General features: G+C 30.8%; 25 protein-coding genes and 2 pseudogenes. All 27 read left to right on the forward strand.

Features of this window, described 5'->3' with window-relative positions; translation table 11 throughout:
• Nucleotides 1–8 precede the first annotated feature (8 nt).
• The 27 genes and pseudogenes from PF022_RS06290 (at nucleotide 9) to PF022_RS06415 (ending at nucleotide 24,482) form a co-directional block, all read left to right on the forward strand.
• The gene (locus tag PF022_RS06290; protein WP_271023235.1) at nucleotides 9–1,451 is read left to right on the forward strand and encodes a hypothetical protein; all 1,443 of its coding nucleotides are present in this window, start codon (nucleotides 9–11) and stop codon (nucleotides 1,449–1,451) included.
• Nucleotides 1,445–3,019: a hypothetical protein gene (locus PF022_RS06295; protein ID WP_271023237.1), complete on the forward strand. Its 1,575-nt coding sequence runs from the start codon at nucleotides 1,445–1,447 to the stop codon at nucleotides 3,017–3,019. The genes PF022_RS06290 and PF022_RS06295 overlap by 7 nt, the downstream gene beginning before the upstream one ends.
• A complete protein-coding gene (asnB, locus tag PF022_RS06300) occupies nucleotides 3,012–4,697 on the forward strand; it encodes an asparagine synthase (glutamine-hydrolyzing) (protein ID WP_271023240.1) in 1,686 nt (561 codons plus the stop codon). Before PF022_RS06295 ends, asnB begins: the two co-directional genes overlap by 8 nt.
• Nucleotides 4,694–5,581, forward strand: a complete 888-nt coding sequence (locus PF022_RS06305) for a hypothetical protein (RefSeq protein WP_271023242.1) — start codon at nucleotides 4,694–4,696, stop codon at nucleotides 5,579–5,581. Before asnB ends, PF022_RS06305 begins: the two co-directional genes overlap by 4 nt.
• Nucleotides 5,523–6,131, forward strand: coding sequence for a hypothetical protein (locus PF022_RS06310; RefSeq protein ID WP_271023245.1), 609 nt, complete (start codon nucleotides 5,523–5,525; stop codon nucleotides 6,129–6,131). Before PF022_RS06305 ends, PF022_RS06310 begins: the two co-directional genes overlap by 59 nt.
• Nucleotides 6,132–6,174: 43 nt before the next feature.
• Nucleotides 6,175–7,254 (forward strand): DUF354 domain-containing protein, encoded by a 1,080-nt coding sequence (locus tag PF022_RS06315; protein ID WP_271023247.1) that lies wholly within the window; start codon nucleotides 6,175–6,177, stop codon nucleotides 7,252–7,254.
• Nucleotides 7,248–8,309, forward strand: a complete 1,062-nt coding sequence (locus PF022_RS06320) for a Gfo/Idh/MocA family protein (RefSeq protein WP_271023249.1) — start codon at nucleotides 7,248–7,250, stop codon at nucleotides 8,307–8,309. Before PF022_RS06315 ends, PF022_RS06320 begins: the two co-directional genes overlap by 7 nt.
• Nucleotides 8,310–8,317: 8 nt before the next feature.
• Entirely contained in the window at nucleotides 8,318–9,109 is a 792-nt protein-coding gene (locus tag PF022_RS06325; RefSeq protein ID WP_271023251.1) for a formyltransferase family protein, read from the forward strand.
• A gap of 7 nt (nucleotides 9,110–9,116) precedes the next feature.
• The gene (locus PF022_RS06330; RefSeq protein WP_271020988.1) at nucleotides 9,117–9,536 is read left to right on the forward strand and encodes an acyltransferase; all 420 of its coding nucleotides are present in this window, start codon (nucleotides 9,117–9,119) and stop codon (nucleotides 9,534–9,536) included.
• A 1-nt stretch (nucleotide 9,537) separates the two neighbouring features.
• Nucleotides 9,538–10,197: an O-methyltransferase gene (locus PF022_RS06335; RefSeq protein ID WP_271020628.1), complete on the forward strand. Its 660-nt coding sequence runs from the start codon at nucleotides 9,538–9,540 to the stop codon at nucleotides 10,195–10,197.
• Nucleotides 10,188–11,285, forward strand: a complete 1,098-nt coding sequence (locus PF022_RS06340) for a DegT/DnrJ/EryC1/StrS family aminotransferase (protein ID WP_271020629.1) — start codon at nucleotides 10,188–10,190, stop codon at nucleotides 11,283–11,285. Before PF022_RS06335 ends, PF022_RS06340 begins: the two co-directional genes overlap by 10 nt.
• Nucleotides 11,286–11,813 carry an adenylyl-sulfate kinase gene (gene cysC, locus PF022_RS06345; RefSeq protein ID WP_271020630.1) on the forward strand — a complete coding sequence of 176 codons (528 nt, stop codon included), beginning with the start codon at nucleotides 11,286–11,288 and terminating at the stop codon, nucleotides 11,811–11,813.
• Between the two features lie 14 nt (nucleotides 11,814–11,827).
• Nucleotides 11,828–11,962 (forward strand): hypothetical protein, encoded by a 135-nt coding sequence (locus tag PF022_RS06350; protein ID WP_271020631.1) that lies wholly within the window; start codon nucleotides 11,828–11,830, stop codon nucleotides 11,960–11,962.
• A 142-nt stretch (nucleotides 11,963–12,104) separates the two neighbouring features.
• Complete coding sequence (locus PF022_RS06355; protein WP_271023253.1) at nucleotides 12,105–12,656, forward strand: hypothetical protein; 552 nt, start codon at nucleotides 12,105–12,107, stop codon at nucleotides 12,654–12,656.
• Nucleotides 12,657–12,851: 195 nt separating this feature from the next.
• Nucleotides 12,852–13,097, forward strand: a complete 246-nt coding sequence (locus PF022_RS06360) for a hypothetical protein (protein ID WP_271023255.1) — start codon at nucleotides 12,852–12,854, stop codon at nucleotides 13,095–13,097.
• An 18-nt stretch (nucleotides 13,098–13,115) separates the two neighbouring features.
• Nucleotides 13,116–13,298, forward strand: coding sequence for a hypothetical protein (locus PF022_RS06365; RefSeq protein WP_271020634.1), 183 nt, complete (start codon nucleotides 13,116–13,118; stop codon nucleotides 13,296–13,298).
• A 15-nt stretch (nucleotides 13,299–13,313) separates the two neighbouring features.
• Nucleotides 13,314–13,555: pseudogene (locus tag PF022_RS08915) on the forward strand (DUF2972 domain-containing protein); the annotation flags it as partial.
• 63 nt (nucleotides 13,556–13,618) lie between these two features.
• Nucleotides 13,619–14,400: pseudogene (locus PF022_RS06370) on the forward strand (class I SAM-dependent methyltransferase).
• Between the two features lie 16 nt (nucleotides 14,401–14,416).
• Complete coding sequence (locus PF022_RS06375; RefSeq protein ID WP_271020636.1) at nucleotides 14,417–15,772, forward strand: hypothetical protein; 1,356 nt, start codon at nucleotides 14,417–14,419, stop codon at nucleotides 15,770–15,772.
• 296 nt (nucleotides 15,773–16,068) lie between these two features.
• Nucleotides 16,069–16,842, forward strand: coding sequence for a class I SAM-dependent methyltransferase (locus tag PF022_RS06380; RefSeq protein WP_271023257.1), 774 nt, complete (start codon nucleotides 16,069–16,071; stop codon nucleotides 16,840–16,842).
• On the forward strand, nucleotides 16,826–18,400 hold the full coding sequence (locus PF022_RS06385) for a hypothetical protein (RefSeq protein ID WP_271023259.1): 1,575 nt from the start codon (nucleotides 16,826–16,828) through the stop codon (nucleotides 18,398–18,400). Before PF022_RS06380 ends, PF022_RS06385 begins: the two co-directional genes overlap by 17 nt.
• A complete protein-coding gene (locus PF022_RS06390; RefSeq protein ID WP_271020639.1) occupies nucleotides 18,387–20,681 on the forward strand; it encodes a PEP-utilizing enzyme in 2,295 nt (764 codons plus the stop codon). Before PF022_RS06385 ends, PF022_RS06390 begins: the two co-directional genes overlap by 14 nt.
• Entirely contained in the window at nucleotides 20,672–21,280 is a 609-nt protein-coding gene (locus PF022_RS06395; RefSeq protein WP_271020640.1) for a gamma-glutamyl-CDP-amidate hydrolase, read from the forward strand. Before PF022_RS06390 ends, PF022_RS06395 begins: the two co-directional genes overlap by 10 nt.
• Nucleotides 21,271–21,420 carry a hypothetical protein gene (locus tag PF022_RS06400; protein WP_271023261.1) on the forward strand — a complete coding sequence of 50 codons (150 nt, stop codon included), beginning with the start codon at nucleotides 21,271–21,273 and terminating at the stop codon, nucleotides 21,418–21,420. The genes PF022_RS06395 and PF022_RS06400 overlap by 10 nt, the downstream gene beginning before the upstream one ends.
• 330 nt (nucleotides 21,421–21,750) lie before the next feature.
• On the forward strand, nucleotides 21,751–22,851 hold the full coding sequence (locus tag PF022_RS06405; protein ID WP_271020642.1) for a CDP-glycerol glycerophosphotransferase family protein: 1,101 nt from the start codon (nucleotides 21,751–21,753) through the stop codon (nucleotides 22,849–22,851).
• 52 nt (nucleotides 22,852–22,903) lie between these two features.
• On the forward strand, nucleotides 22,904–23,668 hold the full coding sequence (locus tag PF022_RS06410; RefSeq protein WP_271023263.1) for a phosphocholine cytidylyltransferase family protein: 765 nt from the start codon (nucleotides 22,904–22,906) through the stop codon (nucleotides 23,666–23,668).
• Complete coding sequence (locus PF022_RS06415; protein WP_271020644.1) at nucleotides 23,658–24,482, forward strand: 3'(2'),5'-bisphosphate nucleotidase CysQ family protein; 825 nt, start codon at nucleotides 23,658–23,660, stop codon at nucleotides 24,480–24,482. The genes PF022_RS06410 and PF022_RS06415 overlap by 11 nt, the downstream gene beginning before the upstream one ends.
• Nucleotides 24,483–24,524 lie beyond the last annotated feature (42 nt).

A 24,524-nucleotide genomic window follows, 5' to 3' on the forward strand; every position in this document is an offset into this window, starting at 1 on the left:
GAAGTAAAATGAGAAAGAAAATATTAATTTATGGTTATGGGTGGAGCGGATTTTGTGCTTATGAATTTTTAAAGAATTTTGATTTTGATTTGTATGTCGTAGATGATAATTTGGATTTTAGTGTTATTGGTATGTTGGATTGTAAATTCACAACTCTAAAGGATATATCTTTAGATGAAATTGATTTGGTTTTTATTTCTACTTTTCACAAAGAGCCTACACTTAAGATTAGAGATAAGCTTATATCTTTGTTTGTTGATGAAAGTAAAATAAAACATTTTTATAATGAAAGCTACAAAAATAGTGTGCAGTATTTACTTGCTTCTTGTTTTCCAAATACAGATTCATTATTTACAGAGTTAAAGGAATCGGATTTTGAACTTGAAGAGATTCATATAAAAATAGAAAATATAGTAAAAAAGCATAGAGAACTTAAGTTGCAAAGAAGTATGGAAGCAAAGAAGTTAAGAGATAAAATAGATAACACAATTAACAATGCTACTATATTTTCTAAGATTCTGTCTCTATCTAAAAAATCACTTGATCTTAGTGGAACTTGGATTAATTATCCCGGATTTTGTGTTGTTAAGTCTAATAATAAAAAACATGATGATAATTTTTATTTTATAGAAAAAATAGATTTTGAATCTGTAAGTCAAAGAGATAAAGATACAAAGCTTATAGCGTGTTTTGGCAATAGTGCTTTAAGAGTTGAATATATGGATTTTTCTAAAAGTATTACAGGATATATGAGGGAGAGTTTGGGAGATTCATATATTGTGCTTAATTTTGGTGTTACAGGATATACGATATATGAGCAAATGATGCTTTATAATGCACTTGTCTATCCACTAAAACCTGATATTACTCTTAGCTTCTTTGCTGGGACTGACTTTAGAGTATCAAGTGTATCTGATAGCATGATGGTAAAGAGGCACAAGATGATATATACAACTGGTGTATATGAATACTTATATAAAAAAAGCGTTGAATCTAAAATGCCACTTTGGACAGAGATGGGTAATTTAGAAGATGGTATAAATAAAGAGATTAGCTATGAAGATACCATTAATGCAATTGAATCTAGATTGAGACAATTTAATGCTATTGTCTCTGCGGGGGGGGGGGCATTTTATTCCTTTATCCAGCCATTACTACCATGCAAGCTAAAATGGACACAAGAAGAGCAAAATATGCGTAAAAAAGAAGAAGAATTTTTTGCTAAAACTGCAATATATCAAAATAAAATAATACAAGATACGCCAAAATTAATAGAATATCTAAAATCAAAGCTATATGATTGTGAATTTTTGTATGATTTAAATGAGGTTACAAAAGATTCTTTAGAATCTATTTTTACTAATTATTGGATTCATTGTAATGAGTTAGGTAATAAAATGGTGGCAAGAGAAGTTATTGAGTTTTTAAAAAATAAAGGAGAGTTATGTTGATTAAAAAAGCTTTTATATATCCAAATGATTCTTGTTCTAATGCGTTGGTTGCCATGTATAAAGATTTGCTTGGTGATTTTGAGGCGATATTTATAGATGACAGAGTGTGTGGCTCTAGTCTAAGTGAGAAGAGAGATGAAATTTTAAACTCATATATTCCATTACTTGTATGTGCTGGTGAAGTTGGTGATATATTATTTGCTAAATGCAAGGAGAATGGTGTAAATGCTCTATGTGGTAGAGAATATGCCGCAAAACTACTTGCACAAGAATTTAATAAATTATCTGCGGGGGGGGGGCATTTATCTAACTGCTTCTTTTTAGATGCTAACTTTTTACATATTAAAGATATACGATTATTACAACATTATTGCTATTTTTACTTTAGTTTTTCTCGCTTTATAGATGATGATATTTTATTGAAATTGAATTATCAAGTTCGAAATTTTTGTGAATGTTTAAGGGAGTTAATTGAAAAGAGCGGTTTTGATCTAAGTGTAACTAGTGGTGTGTGCCTAGATGTAAATAAATTAGTTAGTGTTCAAAGTTTGGCTTTGGATCAATTTTTGAAATCAAAAGCAATAGATACGACTTTGTTTTTTTGGGATTATGATTCATATGTTAAATTAGGAGATAAGTTGCAAAATACAAGGATAATTATTGCTCCTTGGATACTATCTGACTATTTTACACCAAAAAAGCTTGTGTGGATGTATGGCAAGAATCGCCCAAGATTAAGAGATGAAAAAAGAATAGTTATCGGGGCTGGTCATAGTGTGTGTGAAGCATTTGATTATTGCCTTTTGACGATTAGTAGGGTTGATAAAATAGCAAGGGCAAATTTTCTAACTTTTGATTATTATTTGGCTATTGACAAGCTTTCTTTTCAAGCCTTAAGCAATCTATTTAGAGAGTGCAACATACCTGCTATACCGCTTGAAGCTGGCTCTCCATCACTAGATAACAAAATAAAAGAAAATATAGCAAACTATGGAGCAGAATATTTTTATTATATACCAAAAAGCACAGAAATAAGCATGATAGTGGAAGTTATTAGAGTATTTCTAAAGGCTGGTAAAAAGATAAGATTTCGTCCCCATATGAATATAGAGTACCTTGATAATTATTCTTCAAGCAATATTTATAGACCGCTGGAGGAATTTATGCAAAATGATAATTTTAGTATCGATAGAGATCCTAAAATCACACAAGAATCTCTAGCTAGAGGTATAGTTATAACAGATACTTCATCTGTATCATATAGCACTCCTTGGAGTTCTCTAAAACCTACTTTATTATTTGCACCAAATAAAAAAGAACATGATTTAAGGCAGGTAAGATATGGTTTTAGTTTTGCTAATCCAACTTTACATAGAGTTGGTGATAGCGTGGAAACTCTCTTAAATGAAGGGTTGAAATTAGAAAAAGAGGTGCTAGAGCATGGTATGGAATTAAAAGAAAGTTTAAGGAAATATCGAAGTGAAAATATCTATAATTTAGGAGTTTCACAACAAAAAATTGAAAAAATACTGCTTTTACTTTTAGAAAAAGCAGAGAGTTATGTGTAGTGTTTTTGGTGGTGAAATAGGTGATAGGGTAGAGGAATTTAAAGAAGCAAATGCAACTTTAATACATAGAGGACCTGATTTTAGTGGAGAGTTTGTAGAGGGTGGAGTTGGACTTTTTCATAATCGTTTAAGTATTATTGATTTGGATAGTGGAGCAAATCAACCCTTTATATCTTCTCTTTATCCACATTTGGTGCTTATTTTTAATGGGGAGATTTATAATTATTTAGAACTTAAAGAAGAACTAGCAAAAGAAGGTGTGGAATTTCGCACTACAAGCGATACAGAAGTTTTACTAGCAATGTATGTAAAATATGGCAAGGATTCTTTAAGGTATCTAAATGGTGATTTTGCTTTTGTTATTTTTGATACAAGAGATCAGAGTTTCTTTCTAGCAAGAGATAGACTTGGAAATAAGCCTCTTTTTTATTCGCTTAAAAACAATAAGTTGATTTTTTCTTCAGAAATTAAAGCATTGTTAAAAGTGCTTGGTGTTGAGTTTGATAGAGATGAGGTATCAAAGTGGTTACTCTTTAGCAATGGAAGTAACGGCAAGACAATATATAAGGATATTTTAGAGTTCCCAAAGGCACATTTTGGGGTGTATAAAAATAGCAAGTTGCATTTAGAGAGGTATTGGGATTTAAGGATTGATAATGTAATTTGCGATGAAGCTTTGGCATTAGAAGAATTAGAAACTTTATTGAGTGATTCTTTGCTTTTAAGAATGCGAAGTGATGTTCCATTATCGATGTCAGTCTCTGGTGGGATTGATAGTACACTTCTTGCTTATATGGCGAAAAATTTGGGTAAAAGTTGTGAATTTTTTGGGCTTTCATTTGATGAGTTTTATCAATTTGGCGAGGGAGAATATATAAGAAAGCTAGAAGATTCGCTAAAAATAAATGTAAATATCATTAATGCAAACTTGGAATCTATAAGAGATGATTTTAGGAATTTAGTTTTTGCACAAGATGAGATTTTTAGGAGTTTTTCTATTTATGCTCAATTTTTACTCTTTAAAGAAGTTTCAAAAACGCATAAGGTAATAATAGGTGGTCAGGGTGCTGATGAGTGCTTTGGTGGGTATTATCATCATGTCGGTAGATATATATATAAAAATAAAGAAGAATTTGAGAATAGAGTAAATTTATATGGAAAAGATGCGCTAGATGAATATGTCTTTGGACTTAAATGTTCTTTGGGTGACAAATTGAAGCTAAGGCTTTTTATGCGGGATAATGAATATGGTATAAATAAATTGCAGGAATTTGGGTTTAATCCCCCTAGCTTTGAGCATTTGCTGGATAGATTTAAGGAATCTTTTGATGAAGGATTACTGCTTGATGTTTTGTATTTTAATCTTCCAAATTTATTAAGATATGAAGATAGAAATTCTATGTTTTTTTCTTTAGAAAATCGCACCCCTTTTACTGATTTTAGGCTTGTTGAGTTTGCATTTAGGCTAGATTCGTCTTTAAAATTTAAAAATGGTTATAGTAAATATATTTTACGAAAATTGCTTAGTAAATATTTTTTAGATGAATTTGCTTGGAGGCTTGATAAAAAGGGATTTATTGCACCGGAGAGTTTATGTTATTCTAAGTTGTTTGGTGTGAGTGGAAATTTATTTGATATTAGACTTGCGATTTTTAGGGAACTGGAGAAGAGAAAATGAAAATATTCACTCAAATGTCAAATGATCACTTAAATAATGCTATAAAAATAGCACAAGCACTAAAACTTGGTGGAGAATATATACTTCAAGCACAAGTAGAATCTAAAATATCTAAAGACGATTTGTTAAGTGTCTTTGTAGATGAAATTTGCTCAAGACTAAGGCGTGAAGTACCCAGTTGCACAATAAATGGTAAAAAAATAATAATAGATACTTTAGGGATTATTAGGATTTTAAATGAATTTTGTGGTTATTTTTTATGTTATTTAAATAAAGATTCAATTTCAAGGCTTGAAATTGCCATAGATATTCATCTGCAAAACACAAAACAACAAGTAAACTTTCATAAAAAAATAGACATAGGTATTATCCCAGCCTCAATTCATAAGATATGTAAGCATACAAGCACGATTGTGGATAGTTTAAAGCAATATGGATTTACTTTTATTTATTGTGTAGAAAATAGAAACATTTCTTTTGATTCTTATGTGTTGTATGCTGATTGCTTATATTTGTATATGTTTGATTTAAATGGGATTGTATCTGCTTTTAACTTAAGGTTATATAGATTAAAGGAATCTCCAAAAATATTCTATGTAAATCATGTGTTTAACTCTATATTAAAGCAATTATGTTGGAAGAAAGAGGAGAAATATTTCTATAACTCAATTCTGCAAACTAGGCTTTTGAGATCTCATTATCATTTATGTCATAGCAAAAGTGAGGTAAGATTGCTTGAATTAAGCTGTGAAAAATATAAAATAGATAAAAGTTGCATAATAAAATCTGGCTATCCTAGCTTTGATGTATCTTTGCAAAGTTATAATGCTATATCTCCTATTCTCTGCGGGGGGGGGGGGCGAATATCTTCTTATAGCTCCTAGTTATATCTCAAAGTTTTTAGAAGATTCCATTTTTAGTGTTATTTTAGAGTTATTAGAAAGTGGGATTCCTATTATTATGAGAGGACACCCAATATTAGTAGAATCAGAAAAACAAAAAAATACTAAAAAGCTTTTAAAATTACAAGAATATGAAAATTTTATCTTTGATAATGGCAATTTATGTGAAACTTTAAAAGCAAAACAAAAGGTAGATTCTTTAAGTCTTGCTATGTATAAAAGCTTTGCATTGCTTTGTGATTCTAGCTCGCTATCTTATACATATCCACTAGTTTCTCTAAAACCTGCAATAGTTTTACTAAGTGAAGCTGAAGTTGGGATAGGTATAGAAAACATATATGCTTATAATAAAACAATGCATCTAATAGCTCATAATGCTTCAGATATAAGAGATTCTTTAAAAATATTAAGCAATATCGATACTTTACAAAAATACAAACAAGAAATACAAAAATATAGAGATGATGAGATATATAATATAGGAAATTCTAGTGAGTTTATAGCATTAAAAATAAAGGAAATCTTAGGATAATTTCTTTATAATCTAAAGTTATTTTGCACTTTTAGAGGGATAAATGATTTGGATTGATGTTGCTACTCCTAAATATGCTATGTTTTTTTCTATTATGATTGGTGAGTTACAAAAGCGTGGTCATGAAGTCTTAGTAACTACTCGCTATGCACCAAACTACACTGAAGCTAAAGAGATTTTAGAATTACAAAAGATTCCACATATTGTTCTTGGTGAGTATGGTGGGGCTAGTTTGTTAGAGAAGTTTGAAGCTAGAATCTTTCGTCAAAAAGAAATATTAGATTTATTTAAAGCTAGAGGAGTGCCTAAAGTTCTAATCTGTGGAGCAGTGGTAGATAGTGTGCAGGTGGCTTATGGGATTGGGATTCCTGTGGTGAATATCTATGATACCCCAGCTTTTACAACCCCAAAAGATGAAGCATGTCCAAAAGAGCTAACAGCAGTTGCAAGGCTTACTTTGCCTTTTTCAAAGCTGTTTTTTTATCCTTTTATTTTTCCTAAAGAACTTATTTTGCGTTTTGCACTTGATGAGGAGCAAATAATCCCATATCCATTCATTGATGTAGCTTTATGGATAAATAATATTAAAAAAGATTCTAAAAATGACTTTAGGATTAGATATGGGCTTGATATTTCTAAGCCTACTATTTTAGTTAGAGAAGAGGAATATAAGGCACATTATGTAAAAGAGCAGATCCCTACTATTTATGAAGTTATCCCACTATTAAAGAAGGAAATTGATGCAAACATTGTAATCATGCCAAGATATGAGAAGGAAAGATTGAAAAATGATTTTGGTAACATTGCTACAATTTTAGAAGAAAAGTTAAAACCAGAGGAATTTTATCCATTTATTGATCTCTTTATTGGCGGCGGAGGGACTATGAATCTAGAATCTGTGTGCTATGGGATTCCTACTATTTCTACACGCTCTATTTGGCTTGTGCATGATCAATATTTAGTGCAAAATAATTTGATGTTTTGGAGCCAAGATTGTAATGAAATTTTAAAAATTGCAAAAGAAAATTTAGGCAAAATGATAGATTCTAAGAGCTATTTTGTTCGTGGTGAGTGTAATTTTGATGCAATTATCAATAGAATAGAGAAGGATATATTATGCTAGGTGTAGCATTACTTGGGTGTGGCAGGATAGCTGTGCGTCATGCAGAGCTTTTAAGTAAGGGTGAGATAAGTGGTGCTAGATTGGTTTGTGTATGTGATATTGATGAAAATAGGGCAAAAAGTTTTGGAGAAAAGTATAAAGTTCCTTATTTTACAAGCTTAGAATCTATGATGGATTCTCACTATAACTATATAGATATAATATCAATCTTAACTCCAAGTGGGCTTCATGCAAAAAATACACTTGAAGTTGCACCTTATAAAAAGCATATAATTGTAGAAAAGCCAATGGCATTAACACTAGATGATGCTGATAAAATGATAGAAGCATGCGATAAGTATGGGATTAGGCTTTTTGTAGTGAAGCAAAATAGATATAATTTGCCTGTGCAAAAATTAAGAGAAGCATTAGAGAGTGGGCGGTTTGGTAGGCTTGTAATGGGAAGTATTAGGGTTAGATGGTGCAGGGATAATAGCTATTATAGGCAAGATTCTTGGCGTGGTACTTGGGCTATGGATGGTGGTGTATTTACAAATCAAGCAAGTCATCATATAGATTTATTAGAGTGGATGCTTGGTGATGTAGAGAGTGTGTTTGCTAAGGCAAGAACCGCACTAAGCGATATAGAGACAGAGGATACTGGAGTTGCTGTGTTGAAGTTTAAAAATGGTGCTTTAGGTGTGATTGAAGCTACAACTGCCACTAGACCTAAGGATTTAGAGGGGAGTATTTCTATTTTAGGAGAGAATGGTAGTGTAGAAATTGGAGGATTTGCCGTAAATGAAATAAGACATTGGCAGTTTAAAGATAGACTTCCTAGTGATGATGAAGTTATAGAAAAATACTCTGTAAATCCACCAAATGTGTATGGGTTTGGGCATAGAGAGTATTATTTGCATGTGTTAGATTCTATTATTAATAATAAAAAAGCATTAGTTGATGGGCTAGAGGGGAGGAAGAGTTTGGAGTTAATTATTGCTATGTATGAATCTATTGAAACTGGTAAGGAAGTATTTTTGCAATTCCACCCTAAAAAATGTCGTCTTGGAATGTAGAGGTATTTATGAAGAAGATTGTATTTTTAGGCACAAAAAATATAGGAAGAATTTGCTTGGAAGATTTGTATTTTAGACAAGAATCTTTAGGGGTTAGCCTTGTGGCAGTATTGGCTGGACAGAGGGGAGAGACAATAGTAGAATTTTGCAAAGAGAAAAATATAAAGCTTTTAGATTGTTTAGATGATTTGCATACTTTAGGGGCTGATATTTTATTTTCTGTGCAATATGATGAAATATTAAAAGAATCTCATATAAAAAGCATAAAAGAAATGGCATTTAATTTACACTTAGCACCATTGCCTGAATATAGGGGCTGCAACCAGTTTTCTTTTGCAATTATGAATGAGGATAAAGAGTTTGGAGTAACCTTGCATAAGCTTGATTGTGGGATTGATAGTGGAGATATTGTCTTTGAAAAAAGATTTCCTATTCCACAAGATTGTTTTGTAGATGAGCTTTTAGAGTTAGCAAATTCTCATGGAGTAGAGCTATTTTGTAAAAATTTAGAAAATATGATTTATGGTAGATATACGCTAAAGTCTCAAAGTGCTATTGAAGCTAAAAAAGAATTTCATCTAAGAAGTGAAATTGAAAGCTTAAAGCACATTAAGCTAGAGATTCTCTGCGGGGGGGGGGGCAAATTAATTGAAAAAATTATTCGCGCCACTTCAATGCCAAACTTCGAGCCTCCATATATCATCATCAAGGGCAGAAAGTTTCTCATCAAGCCCACAGATAATAAAAGTGGAACTGGAGAACAAAGAGAGCTTCACTCTAATACAAAGCGGGATAATTAATGTAAAAATGGGTAGTGGTGTAAAAATTATGGAGCCTTGTAATTTGTATGGTTGTTCTTTGGGTGATAATGTGTTTGTGGGACCTTTTGTGGAGATTCAGAGTGGTGTGAATATTGGTGCAAATACAAGAGTGCAAAGTCATAGTTTTATATGTGAGTTGGTAAATATTGGAGAATCTTGCTTTATAGCACATGGTGTTATGTTTATAAATGATATTTTTGATAGTGGTGGTCCTGCATATGGCGATAAGAGTTTATGGAAAAATACGAGCATAGGCAATAATGTGAGCATTGGTTCAAATGCAACAATTTTGCCTGTTAGTATTTGTGATGGAGTTGTTATAGGTGCTGGAAGTGTGGTTACAAAGGATATTACAAAAAAGGGAATCTATGCTGGTAATCCTGCAAGAATGATAAGGGAGCTTTAAAATGGAATTTTTAGACATTGTAGAAAAGATAGAAAAAAGGAGAGATGAGTTAAAAGAAAGCGATATTGTATTAGATATAGTTGATTATGGTGCTGGAAAGGCTGATGAAAAAAGAACAAAAGAACAAATGAAAAAGGGTGTAGAGTTAAAGGTGGCTTTAAGTGATTTTGCAACAATAGGGGTAAAAAAAGAAAAAGCACTACAAATCTATGAAATCTTCCAAACATTAAACCCAAAGACAATATTAGAACTTGGCACTTGCTGTGGGTTTTCTAGCTCATATATGGCGCATTTTCTACCTGAATGTAAAATTTATACTATTGAAGGAAGTGAAAGCCTAGCCAAAGTAGCAAGAGAAAATCATAAATTTTTTAACTTAGAAAATATCGAAGTTATAGAAGGTAGGTTTGATGCTATCTTAGATGGTGTGCTAGATAGAATCTCTCCTATTGATTTTGCTTTTATCGATGGACATCATAATAAAGAGGCTACTTTGGAGTATTTTAAAACTATACTTCCTTTTATGAGTGGGGGAGGGGTAATGCTTTTTGATGATATTTCATGGAATGATTCTATGAAAGAGGCTTGGAGAGAGATTTTGGATTCTTCTGTGTATGAGAGCTATACTGATTATTCTTGGATGGGGGCTATATGGCTATAAAATTTTTAGATTTACACAAACAATATTTAAGTATCAAAGATGAGATAGATGGGGCGATTTGTGAAGTGATTGAAAGTAGCTCTTTTGTTGGTGGAGAGAGTGTAAGGGAGTTTGAAAGAGAGTTTGCTGAGTATATTGGTGGAGGTATGCATTGTTTAGGTGTTGCAAATGGAACTGATGCATTAGAAATTGCCATTGAAGCACTAAATTTACCAAACGATTCTGAGGTATTAGTCCCTGCTAATACATTTGCAGCGAGTGCTGAAGCTGTGGTTAGGAATAATTTAAAAGTTGTCTTTGTTGATTGTGCTAGTGATTATACTATTGATATAGATGACTTAAGGAGTAAGATTAATAAAAATACTTCTGCTATTGTTGCGGTGCATCTTTATGGTCAGTCAGCTAGAATTAATGAGATATTAGAGTTAGCAAAGAGTAATAATTTAAAAGTTATTGAAGATTGTGCTCAAGCACATGGAGCTACATTTAATGGTAAGAGGGTTGGCAGTTTTGGTGATATTGCTACATTTAGTTTCTATCCGGGCAAGAATCTTGGTGCTTATGGAGATGGAGGAGCTATTGTTAGTAAAGATTTTGCACTATTGGAGAAATGTAAGGCCATTAGCACACATGGTGGATTAAAAAAGTATGAACATATAATTGCAGGGCGTAATTCTAGACTTGATAGTATGCAAGCAGCGATATTGAGGGTGAAATTAAGGCATTTAGATAAATGGATACAAAGGAGAAATGAAGTTTCTAAAATGTATTTAGAAGGTTTGAGTGGTTGTGTGATTTTACCGGAGGTTAAAGAATCTTGCATGAGTGTTTGGCATTTATTTGTAATTAGGATTAAAAATAGGGAAGCTCTAATCAAACATTTAGAATCTAAAGGTATAGAAATAGGGCTTCACTATCCTAATGCACTGCCTAATACACCTGCATTCAGTAATAAAGAATATGTGATTGATAGCAAAACAACCAATGCAAATATGTGGCAAGATGAGATTCTATCAATCCCTATGGGTGAGCATTTAATTGATGAAGAAGTGCAATTTGTAATAGAGGCAATTAAGGAATTTGTATAGATGTGTGTTGTGGATAAAGATGGGCGTGGGCTTGTAATATGGCTATGTGGCTTAGCTGGAAGTGGTAAAAGCACGATAGGTAGGGCTTTGAGCCAAAAATTAAGAGAAAAGATTCCAAATGTAGTGTATTTAGATGGTGATGAGTTAAGAGACTTGCTTGGAGCTTATGGATATGATAGAGAAGGAAGGATTGAAGTAGCACTCAAACGCTCGAAATTTGCACATTTTCTAAGCTCTCAAGGGCAGGTTGTTGTGGTTACTACTATTTCTTTGTTTGATGAGATTTATCAATATAATAGAGAGACTTTGAAAAATTACCTTGAAGTGTATGTAAAATGTGATTTAGAAGAGTTAAAAAGACGCGATCAAAAGGGGCTATATAGTAAGGCATTAAATGGAGAGATAAGAGATGTAGTAGGAATTGATATAGCATATGATAATCCAAATGCAGATGTAGTTATAGAAAATAGTGAGCAAAATAATTTGGATAAAAAATTAGATGAAATTTTAAAGAGAGTAACAATTTAGTTTAAGAACATTGTATGATAAAGATAGATTCTGCAATACATAGGGAACAAAATTGTATTGCCTATAAAATGGGTAGTGAGATAATACAAAATACCTGCGGGGGGGGGGGAGTGGCAATTATGCTTAATAGTTGCACTTTTAAAAATTAAAAGGAATCATACTAAGAATTTAAAAATATATAGAGATACAACAAAGTTATTCCCACAACTAGAATATTTAAGCTTAGAAGAATGTAGTGATTATAATGAAAGTTTAGCTTATAGAACTCATGTTGTTAGATTGCTTGGAGATATGATTATAAGAGATAATGCAAAGTGGCGTTTTAGTGGGTTTTTTAAGTTTAGAAAAATTGTTGCTAGGACTAAAAGAGAGTGTGGTGGTGTAAATATACCTGCTTTATCAGATTCTATAAACGATTTAGTATATTTTGCACATAGTAAGGGGATTGTTGAGTTTATAGATGTAAAGAGTGTTATTGAAGCTTCTGTTGGTTATCAATATTTGCTTGATACAATTCTGAATAATTTTGCTTATTTTTTAGATAACTTTTTGATTATTAAACAATGGCTAGAATCTAGCGAGTTTTATAAATATAAAAAAGAAAACTATCCATATCCACCACTAATTAATCCAAAGAGTGCAGACTATAAGAATATCTCCTCAAAGCAAGCTTTTAATCTTAATTTACCATTGCCTAGAGAGTGTAAGTTTATATGGTTGTATCCACATGGCACTGACATAAATGGTATTATTGAATATTTTGCAAATAAAGTTGAGAATTTAAAGATTATTATTGCTTATGATTGCAAGAGTGCTAAGGAGTGCTACTCTTATATATTATAGTATAGAAAAGATTTAAAATATAATTATTGCTTTGATCTTAGTAATACTAAGATTGTTGGTGGAAATGTAGATGATAAAAATAAATTCTTTAGTCTTATATGCAGAGATGAAATTGGGAGATTCTGCCAAGTAAGAGACCCTATAGAGTTGCTTAGACATGTCTTAGCAAGGTGGGGTAGGTGGCATAGAAGTGATATGATTAAAAGAAGCCAATTTTATTTAAATGATCCGTTTTTATCTGTGTTTATAGATTATAAAAAGCAACCTATTTTAAAACAGATATACATTAAAGAGTGGAGCAGTGTTTTTGTGTTTAAAGAATATTGTAAGTTGCTAGATGAAAATGTAAGATTCATAGATACAAAAGAGCTAAATAAGCCAAGTATTGATTTAAAAATGAGAAATATTATGCAAGACTTTGGGCTTAGAGTGGATAGTTAAAATTGTAATGATGTATTAATGGCAAATTATTTTAAGGGTAGTGCATATTTATGGCTACCATTGGAGATGAAAGTAATCTTAGAAAATAGGAAAATAAAGATTGTATTTTTAAATATTGTTGAATCTAAAAAGCAAGGTTTGTGCAGTCTATCTAGTGAAATTGGGTTTATTGCAACTATATATGATGTGTGCATTTTTTAAGATGACCTAGAAGCATTAAGAGCAGATGTAGAAAGATATAATGAGGTTATAGAATATTTGAGGTATTTTGTAAGAAAGATAGAAGAAATGCTTAAATACCAAGAGAATTTATATATTAATTCAGATGATATTTTAGAACATTTAAGGAGCAATAAAAAAGATTCTTTAATGTTAAAAAATATTGCAAGGATATTATGGAAGATTGGAAGTATTATAAAGAGTTTATAGAAATATGCAAAATGCATAGATTGGAATAAATATAAATGTATTTTTATACTAGGTTTGTTATAATCAAAGATTAAATCAAAAAAAGGAACAATATGCAACAAGGTGATTTTACAAAAGTAGCAAAGCACTACCATAATCGTCCAGCGTATAGTGAAATGCTACTTAAAAAGCTAATAGCTTGTATTAACGATGAACAAAAGCCATTAAATGAATTACAAGTAGTAGAGGTAGGAGCTGGAACTGGGAAACTTACTAAAATGCTTGATGAAATGGGCTTAAATGTCCTAGCAGTAGAGCCAAATGATAATATGAGAGAAGAGGGAATTAAATACACACAAAATACAAATATAAAATGGCAAAAGGGAAGCGGTGAAGAAACAGGAGTTACTTCAAATTATGCAGATTGGGTGATTATGGCTAGTTCATTTCACTGGACTGATCCTAAAAAATCGCTACCCGAGTTTAAGAGGATTCTAAAATCTTCTGCGGGGGGGGGGCATATTTTACCGCTATTTGGAATCCCAGAAACATTATAGAAGGTTCTTTATTTTCTGATATTGAAGAAGAAATAAAGCGTATTGTTCCGGAATTAAATAGAGTAAGCAGTGGTAGCCAAAATGTCAAAAAATGGGAAGATATTTTAGTAAGCACTGGTGATTTTAAGGATTGTTTCTTTTTAGAGAGTGATTATATAGAAACTATGGATAAGGCTAGATATCTTGGTGCTTGGCATTCTGTAAATGATATACAAGCTCAAGCAGGAGAATCTAGATGGCAAGAAATCTTATCTATGATTGAAGATAAGATTAAAGATATGGATATTATACAAATCCCTTATAAGATTCGTGCATGGAGTGTGAAGGTAACCAAATAAGGGAGAAAGGAAAAATGTGAATAACTCTTTAGTTGCAAGTAAAAAGTTCTTTGTGTATCCGCATGGTATTTCTGGATCATTACTTGGAGCTATGGTAGAGTATATAGAGAATGATAACCTCTGCGGGGGGGGGGGCAAAATGGAGTGTATTATAGACTTCATTGATGATTCATCTCCTCTTACAAGCTTGGAGACTAAAAAAGATTCTATTATCTCTAGTAATTCTGTTGTACTTCTAGCAAATAATAAAGTAATAGGTGCAAATGAAAAAACAATAACAATTCTAAAAGAGAAGCTAGAATCTCTAAATATCAAATATAATGAAAATGCCTTTGTAGAATATGCACTAAAAGTAGCTAAAAAGCTAAAAGAACAAGTTTGGATTCTAAAGCGGCAAAACATAATAGGAATAGAGCTATGTGGCATAGCAAATGATAAGCATATAGGGTATTTAGATGACTATTTACTTGATAATTCAAGTGTAAATATTTTATACATATGTGCAACTAAGGCTTCATATATAAAAATAACACAAAAGATACAAAATAGTCCATATCAAGATAGAATGTTAGCCGTATGTTATCCGCTAGAGCATACAGAAGAATTAGATTTTTTAACCGCACTATGTAAAACTTCAACTACAAGTATAAAGAATAGAAATGTTCCTACTTTATACATAGGACATGCTTTAACTGATTGGTCTAATATCGATGTGGAGAAGTACTATGGAGATAGGATTGATTATTTAAGTATCGGTCTTGATAATTTTAAGGCTAAAAATTTAGAGAATCTTAAGATGATAGAATGTGGTTATTTAGGGTTTGATCTAATAGCTAAGGAAATTAAGATAACAAAAAAAGATTCAATACTTTTTGCTCCATATAATAAAGATGAGTTTTTCAAATTTTTACCACTTATAAAAGTAGCTCTTAGCAAATATAGAGTGATATACAGAGATAGAAGATTCTTTGAAGGTCCTTATAAGTGGGGCGAAGCAAATGAGATAATAGAATCGTTGCAGATAAATGACAATTTTATAATTAGTGATTCTTGGGAGATTAGTGAAGATGTTTATAGTAGTAGTTTTGCTTTTGTAGGTGGGATTACCACTACTATTAATACATTTCCAATTATTTCATTATCACCTAGCATTAGCGATAGTCCAAGACTAGATAGTAATCTAGGAATCAAATGCGAGTTGGTTGAAAATGGGTTTTTAGAGATTGTTGATGAGATTTATTATTCTTTAGAATCTTGGGAGCAAAAAATATTGGAATTTAGAAATAAGAATGTGTATAATTTCGGCTTTGCAAGTGAAGCTCTTGGTAGATTTTTGATTAGTAATTTTATAAATAAGGAAATTTGCGGTTAAGAAATTGGTATTTTTATTATTTGTTTGGATGTAATTTCAATGTTTATTGTGTTTCTAAAGAAGCTATATAGTTTGATTTAGTTATTATGATTTTTATTGTGAGCTTTATTGTGTCTAATGTTACTAATTTGGCTAAATGGCTATTTCATAGCTTCCTTATAGTATGGGGCATAGTCTTTATTATAGTGTTTTTTTATTACTTAAGGTATCAAGACTTAACAAATCTTTAATCAAAAATGATTAATCTTATGAAAGGAGTATAAAAGTTTAATTTTAAATTATTTTAAGGAGTAAATATGGAAAAAATTGTTGAACAAGTGTGGGACTATACTAAACATGCTAAATATTATAGTTATAGACCAAATTATGCACCAAAAACTATTGATATGTTAGTTAGGCTAATCTCTGCGGGGGGGGGGGCAAAAACTCCTTTAGTAGCTGATATTGGTGCTGGAACAGGTAATTTAAGTATTATGCTTTTAGAGAGAGAATGCAAAGTTGTGTCAGTGGAACCAAATGATGCTATGAGAGAAATAGGTATTGAAAGAACTAATGGTCAAAATATAGAGTGGGTTAGAGCGACAGGGATTGATTCTACTCTTAAAAGTGGAGAGTTTGATTGGGTTACATTTGGGAGTAGCTTTAATGTTATGGATAGAATTGAGGCATTAAAAGAAGCATATAGACTACTAAAGAAAGATTGCTATTTTTCATGTATGTGGAATCATAGAGATTTAGAAGATACTATACAAGAGAAAGCAGAAAGCATTATCTTAGAATTTGTTCCAAATTATACACGAGGTGTAAGACGAGAGGAGCAAAGAAGCATTATTGAACAGCATAAAAATATGTTTGATAATATTATTTATATCGAGGAAGATTTTTATTTTCATCAAAGTATAGAAAATTATATCAATGCTTGGAGAAGCGTTAAGAATCCTTATTGGGATTTAGAAACAATAGAAGGTCAGGAATTGTTTTCTAAGATTGCAGATAAAATGCAAGAGCAACTTCCAAAAGAATTTGACATAAAATACACAACAAGGTGCTGGAGTGCTAAAAAAGTGTGAAACTATATATCTTTACCCTAAGGGTGAAGATACTCAAAGCCTATTTGTAATAATGCAAGAACTTCAAAGGCAAAATATTGTCTCAATGAATATAAAATTCGTTGATGATAGTTTTTGTGAGACAAGTTTGCAATCATTAAAAGAAGAGATATTAAAAAATGGAAAATTGTGGATAGTGCATCAAGATTCTAAATTATATGAAAGATTGTCAAATAATGCTGATATTTTAAATATTCCGTATCACAATGGAATAGAAGAGCTAGAATCTTTAATGTTAATTTTGTTAAATAATATTGAAATAAATAAAATATATGAAAATAAAAGAGATGACGAGTTTTTAGCTTTAACATATCTAGCTTATTTTGTTTTGCATTTTTTTATATCTTTGAAAAAAGATTCTGTATTTTATTGTTCATTTTTAAATATTGTTGAGAAAATCAACAATCATTATGCTAAGAAGTTTCCGCATTTTAAAAATAGCATAGGAATTACTAGGACTACATTTGGTAATAATAAGCATTTAGGAAATATTGCAGAAATTTTGGAAAGTAAGGGGGTTGATACTATTTATATTTATGGTGAGGAAGAGTTTTATTTAAAAGAAAAAGAACTCTTTGGAGATAAATGTATATTTATTCCAATTTTTAATAGCTATTTCGGATGCTTTTTGAGTGTTTTTAGATTCGTTGTAACATGTCTTATGCCACATAATACACCAAATATCGGTAGCAAATACATATATGTTCCTCATGCTATTATTGATCCTATTGCTTCATTATTTCAGAGGAATCGACCATTAGATGCATTTTTCTTTAAGCGCAGGGTTGGGATTAATGGTTATAGAATAATTAGCACAAAGTCAAATTATAAAATTTTTGAAAAAGAAGTTAGGAATCTTGGGTATGAGCATGAGCTTATATGCGGTGGATATCCTAGTTTGGATATAAATCTAAAAGAATATAAAAACTATCTATCTACACATAATCTCTGCGGGGGGGGGGGCAATATTTTGGTCTCCGTAAATAGCATTGAAAATCTAAGGGTAGTAGAAGAGCTTTTAGATAAGTTTGAGAGAGAATTTATAAATACAAAAGTATATTTTCGTCCATATCCTGGGAGAATTTTGGTGCAAGAAAGTCAAAAAATTGCAGAAAAATATCAAAATAAGGATTGGTTTATTTATGATTCTTCTAAAAAATTAAGTGTAAAAATTATGTATGATTGTGCCTTGTTACTTGGGGATTATTCTAGCTTAGTTTATACATTTCCTCTAACTACTCTAAAACCTGCAATTTTACTTGTAAGTGGTATGGTATCTCCTAATAACTGCTATAATGGCGTATCGTTTTTTAATAGCAAAATACATGTTAAAGCAAATAATTGTGATGAGGCTATAAAAATCATAAAAAATATAAAAGCACAAAGCAGAACAATCAGTAACAAGAAGGCTAAGGAGATTGCTATCTTTAGAGAAGAAGAAGTTTTTAATTTAGGTTGTGCTAGTGAGTTTATAGCTGATTTTATAATTAGTAAGATAGGGGAAGATGATGAGTGTTAAATTTGCCTCAAAAGCACAGAATCTAAAAAATCTACAAAGCATTTTAAAGAGTGGAGAAATTTTGCCACTTTTGATTACTAATCTAAAAGAAGTAGAAAGTGATTTTGAATTATTAAAAGATAAAATCTTAAAGCTTGGAGATAAATTTATAGTTCGTAGTTCATCAAAAAGTGAGGATAGCAAGATAGAGTCAAATGCTGGTGCATTTTTAAGTATAGCAAATGTAAGAGAGGAGAATCTAAAAGAAGCATTAAAAAAAGTTGCAGATTCTATGCCAAATTTTGATGATGAGATTCTTGTTCAAACAATGCTTGATGATATAGAAATATGTGGAGTCGCATTTAGTGTAGATAAAGATAATTTTGCACCATATTTTTGCATACAATATGATACTAGTGGGTCAAATAGTGCAATAACAGATGGTAGTAGCAACGATATTGTTAGCTATTTTCATTATCGAAATTCTAAGCCTCCAAAGAATGAAAATTTAAAAAAAATAATAGAAATGATATTAGAGCTTGAATCTCTATATGAATATAAGGCATTAGATATAGAGTTTGCCATATCTAAAGGAAAGCTTTATTGTTTTCAAGTGCGTCCATTGGTAATGGAGAATAAGGAAAATTTATTTAATGCATTACCACTAGAAGCACTAGAGAGGCTCGAGAAGCGATTTGTAAGCCTACAAAAAGCCACACCTGATGTCTTTGGAGATAGGGCTATTTTTGGCGTTATGCCTGATTGGAATCCAGCAGAAATAATAGGGCTAAAGCCAAAAAGATTAGCATTAAGTCTCTATAAAGAAATTGTCACTGATAATATTTGGGCATATCAAAGGGATAATTATGGATATTTAAATTTACGATCTCACCCACTTATGCATTCATTCTTAGGGATTCCATATATTGATGTTAGACTTTCTTTTAATTCTTTTATCCCAAAAAGTTTAGATAAAAATATTGCCAATAAACTTGTGAATTATTATTTGGATAAACTTTCCAAATCCCCACATTTACATGATAAGATAGAGTTTGATATTGTATTTTCATGCTATGACTTTAATACCCCTAAGAAATTAGAGCAATTATTACAACACGGATTTAATGAAAATGAAATTAAAAGACTAGAGTTTTCACTGCTAAATCTTACAAATTTAATAATTAAGCACAAAAAGGGTTTATATTTAAAAGATATAAAAAAGATAAAAAAATTAGTTTTTTATTATGATGAAATTTTAAATTCTAATCTTTCAAATATTGATAAGATTTATTGGCTTTTAGAATCAACAAAGAGATATGGAACTTTACCATTTGCTGGGATTGCTAGGGCAGGGTTTATTGCTATTTCTTTACTTAATTCTTTGGTCGAGATTGGATTTTTTAGTATTGATGAAAAGAATACTTTTTTGAATTCTCTAAATACAATTAGTAAAAAGTTGAGTAATTATGATTTAAAAGATAAAGAAGGGTTTTTAAGAGACTTTGGTCATTTAAGAGCGGGGACTTATAATATTTTATCTCCTAGATATGATGAGGCTTTTAGTGAGTATTTTAGTGATGTTAAAGTGATTAAGAATAGTCATGTTGAGTTTAGTATCGCTGATGACAGAAAAGCAAAACTAGAAGAAATATTAAGTGAAAATGGTCTTAGCATGAATGTAGATGAGTTTTTTAAATTTTTAAAAGTAGCCATTGAAGGTAGGGAATATGCAAAGTTTGAATTTACAAAGTTACTGTCAATGGCATTAAAGCTAATAGGTGAGCTTGGTGAATATTATGGAATAGATAAGGAGGATATGGCACATCTTGATATTAAAAATATCTTAACTTTATATTCTTCGCTATATTCTAAAAGCCCAAAGAATAGATTCTTAGATGAGATTAAAAGACATAAAGAAGAATATGAGCTAACTTTAGCATTAAAATTGCCACAACTCTTAAGGGATAGTAGCGAGATTTTTGGATTCTTTAGCCAAATGGTGTTGCCAAATTTTATATCACAAAAATGTATAAGTGCAAATGTTGCAAAAGAAAATGATACTAATTTAGATGGTAAAATAGTGCTTATTTATGCTGCAGACCCCGGATATGATTATTTATTTACAAAAAATATAGCAGGATTTATAACTTGCTATGGAGGGGCAAACTCTCATATGGCAATTCGCGCATCAGAACTTGGTATGCCAGCTGTAATAGGTGTAGGAGAGGAATCTTTTAAGAAATATTTACAAGCAACCAATATTACTATTGATTGTCAAAGTGAGCAAATTATATGTTTATAGCAATTTCACAAAGATTAATGGAAAATTCATCTTATGTGGAACTAAGAGAGGGCTTGGCATTAGATTGGGGAATATTTTTTAGAAAATATTTAAGAGATTATTTGCCGTTACCACTAAGCTATGAGATAGAGTTTAATAGATATATTCCTTATGTAAGTGGAGTTATTTTAAGTGGTGGTAATGATTTATCAACCATTGATGATAGTAGAATAAATAATAAACGAGACTCTTATGAATCTAAAATCATTGAAGAATGTATAGAACACAAAATACCACTTCTTGGTATATGTCATGGAGCACAGATTATTTCTTATTATTTTTCTTCTAGTTTTGAGAGGCAAAGTGGGCATGTTGGTAATCATAAAATAATGGTGGATAATAAAGAATATGAGGTAAATTCATATCACAATTATTGTATAACCAAGCTTGGAGATGAACTAGAAGCTTTGGCTAAGATTGATTGTAGCATTGAGGCTTTCAGACACAAGCAACATGATATATATGCTATAATGTGGCACATAGAGAGGGAGTGTGGTATGCAATATAGAGATGTTTTTGATATATGGTTTAAAAAAGTAAAGGAGAGAGTATGCAAATAATATATGCTCCAAGCCTACGAGAAATAAAAGATATTATGATAACAAACTCTACACTAGGATATGACATAGCGTTATGTGAGTGTTTAGATTCTGCGGGGGGGGGGGGCAAATATAGAGATATTATTCCTTCCTTTTTGTGATACTAAAGAAGACTATAATAAGAAATTTTTAGATTCTATAAAACATTGTAATATCAAAAGAATTTCTTCTTTAAAAGAAGGTATTGATAGTTCATTTCTAGTTAGCGATATTTCAAATATTGTATATGCATATAGTCTTTTTTGCAAAAGACCTAGTATTTTATTTCTAAATGGGTTTGATGAAGCAAAATTTGGAAATGATAGGCTTGATTTATTGCTTAATACTTGTGTATATTGTGCGTATAGTCACAAAGAATTAAGAAATATTATACAAGCTAATATGGATAGAAAAATAGGTTTTATAGAACATTTCTTAGCAAGTGATATAGCATGACTGCACAAGATAGAGTAGATTTTTATAGTAAAGAATTAAAGCAAAAAATACAGAGTGTCTTAAAAAAAGATAAGAAAAATATTGTTGTTATGTGTTTTTATGATACATATAGAAGTCAATATGGTACTTTACTAAAAAAGTTAAGAAAAAAATATAATGTAATAGCAATAGTGCCTCAAATGTTGCATGATGATCTAGAAAAAAGCGTAAATGAAGTTATTGTAGCTTATTGGAGGTTTTTTGATAATAATATAACCTATTATTTTTATTTAGATATTGATGGAATTGATTTGATACTTACTGCTGATGGTGTTGGATATGAAAACGGGAAAATTGATAGAGAGTTTTTGAATAAGAATGTTAAAAAAATGTATATACCACATTCTTTATTGTTGCCAACTGCCTCTAGTGATAGTTTTATGGATTATATAATTATCCCAACAACTATATCTAAGGATGGATATGAAAAAGCTGGTAATAAAGCAAAACTACTAGAATGTGGATATCCAAAGCTAGATTTTGCAATTTCAAATTATAAACATGAATCTAAAAATATCATTTCTTATATATCTACTTTGAAGTTTGTTAGTTCAAATGATTTAAAAACCACAAACTTGGTAGCTGGATTTGAAAGCTCTATTTTAGAATGGTTACTTGAAAATACTAGTTATAACATAAGTTATAGAGCACATCCTATGAATTCAAAGAACAATCACATAATATATTCACTAATAAAGAAGAAGTATGAAAATAACAAAAGAATCTCTATTGATATGACAGATGGAAATGTGTTTTGTAATTTTAGTGATTTTATCATTACAGATTATAGCACTAGTGCCTTTACTTATAGTTTTAGCACCCTTAGACCTTCATTTTGCATTGCACCATACAATAATATACCAGTGTATAATGAAAGTTTTCAAAAAATTGGTGGGCTTGCTAGTAATTTTAAGCAATTAGGAGAAATGATAGAAAATATAGACTTTGAATCTTACAAGCAAAAAATCCAAGAATTTAGAGATGAAATATTGTTTAATCCACTAAAGTCTAGTGATTACATATGTGAGCAAATAGATAAGATATTAGCAGGTGAATAATTAACTATCTTGCTATAATTTTATAACTTAAAGATTCTAATTAGGAAAAGTTATGAAAGCATTGATATTAGCTGCTGGATTTGGCTCTAGACTTATGCCTTTGACAGAAAATAATCCAAAATGTATGGTTGAGTATAATGGTAGGAAAATAATAGATTATGAAATAGAGGCTTTAAAGAAGGCTGGTATTTGTGAGGTTGCCGTTGTTGGTGGATATTTATTTGATACTTTAAAGAGTTATTTGCATAAATTTGACATTGCTGCATTTTATGAAAACAAAAAATACGATAAGACAAATATGGTTAGCACAATGTTTTGTGCTAGAGAGTTTTTGGAATCTTGTATTAGCACTAAGAGTGATTTAATTATCTCATATGCAGATATTGTGTATTTTAGCGATACTATATCTAAGTTAAAAGATTCTATTGGAGAGCTAAATATCGTTGTTGATAAAGCTTGGAGAAGCCTGTGGGAGAGACGATTTGCTAATCCATTAGATGATGCTGAGAGTTTAAAGATTAAAAATGGAAAAATAGTAGAATTAGGCAAGAAAGCAAGTAGCTATGATGATATAGAAGGGCAATATACAGGGCTTTTTAAAATGTCTTATAAATTTTTAAGTGATGTTGTTAAGTTTTATGATTCTCTAAATCGCTATGATATGTATGATGGAAAAGATTTTGATAATATGTATATGACTAGCTTTTTGCAAAGAATTATAGATAAATACAATAATGCAAACCCGGTGTTTATAGAGGGTAATTGGTGTGAAATTGATTTTAAGAGTGATTTGGAGATTGTTATAAATGGAAAATAATATAGAAATGTTATATAAAGTTGCACAAATTGCAATTAGAGCTGGATTTATAACTATGAAATATTATGGGAATTGCACATATGATTTAAAGAGTGATGATTCCCCTCTTACTAAAGCTGATTTGGAATCTAATGAATATATTACAGATTCTTTGCAAGAGTTTGGATATAAGATATGTTCTGAAGAGGCTATTTTGGAGTATGAACAAAGAAAAAATCTAGATTATTATTGGCTTATAGATCCACTAGATGGCACTAAGGATTTTCTGGCTAAAAATGGTGGCTTTACTATAAATATAGCATTGATACATAAGAATAGGCCCATTTTAGGGGTTGTGTATGCACCTGCATTTTATGAGTTGTATTTTGCATTAAGTGGTCATGGTGCGTATATGATGAATGTAGAAAATAGCAATAGTATTGAATTTATAAAGAGTAATAAAATAAAGCTAAATGGCGATAGAATAGTAAAAGATGATAGTCTTTTGGCTTGTGATTCTGTTTTTCATAGCACAGAGGAGACTTTAGAGTTTTTTAAAAAATATAATTTAAAAACACTCAAGTGTGGTTCTTCTTTAAAGGTGTGTTCTCTTGCAGCTGGTAAGGCTGATTTATATCCTAGATTCAATGGCACAAGCGAGTGGGATATGGCAGCATGTGATGTGATATTAGAAGAATCTGGTGGTGTTATGCTAGATTGTGTTAGCAAAGAGAAGCTAAAATATAACAAAGAAAGCATAAGAAATAACTATTTTATCGCATTTGCACGCACACAAATTGGCAAAGAAATATACAATGATTTTCTAAAATCTTAAAAATTGATTTATTATAGATTTTGTATTATTGTCAAAAATATT

Source organism: Helicobacter sp. WB40, assembly GCF_027859275.1.
GTDB classification, from domain to species: domain Bacteria; phylum Campylobacterota; class Campylobacteria; order Campylobacterales; family Helicobacteraceae; genus Helicobacter_D; species Helicobacter_D ibis.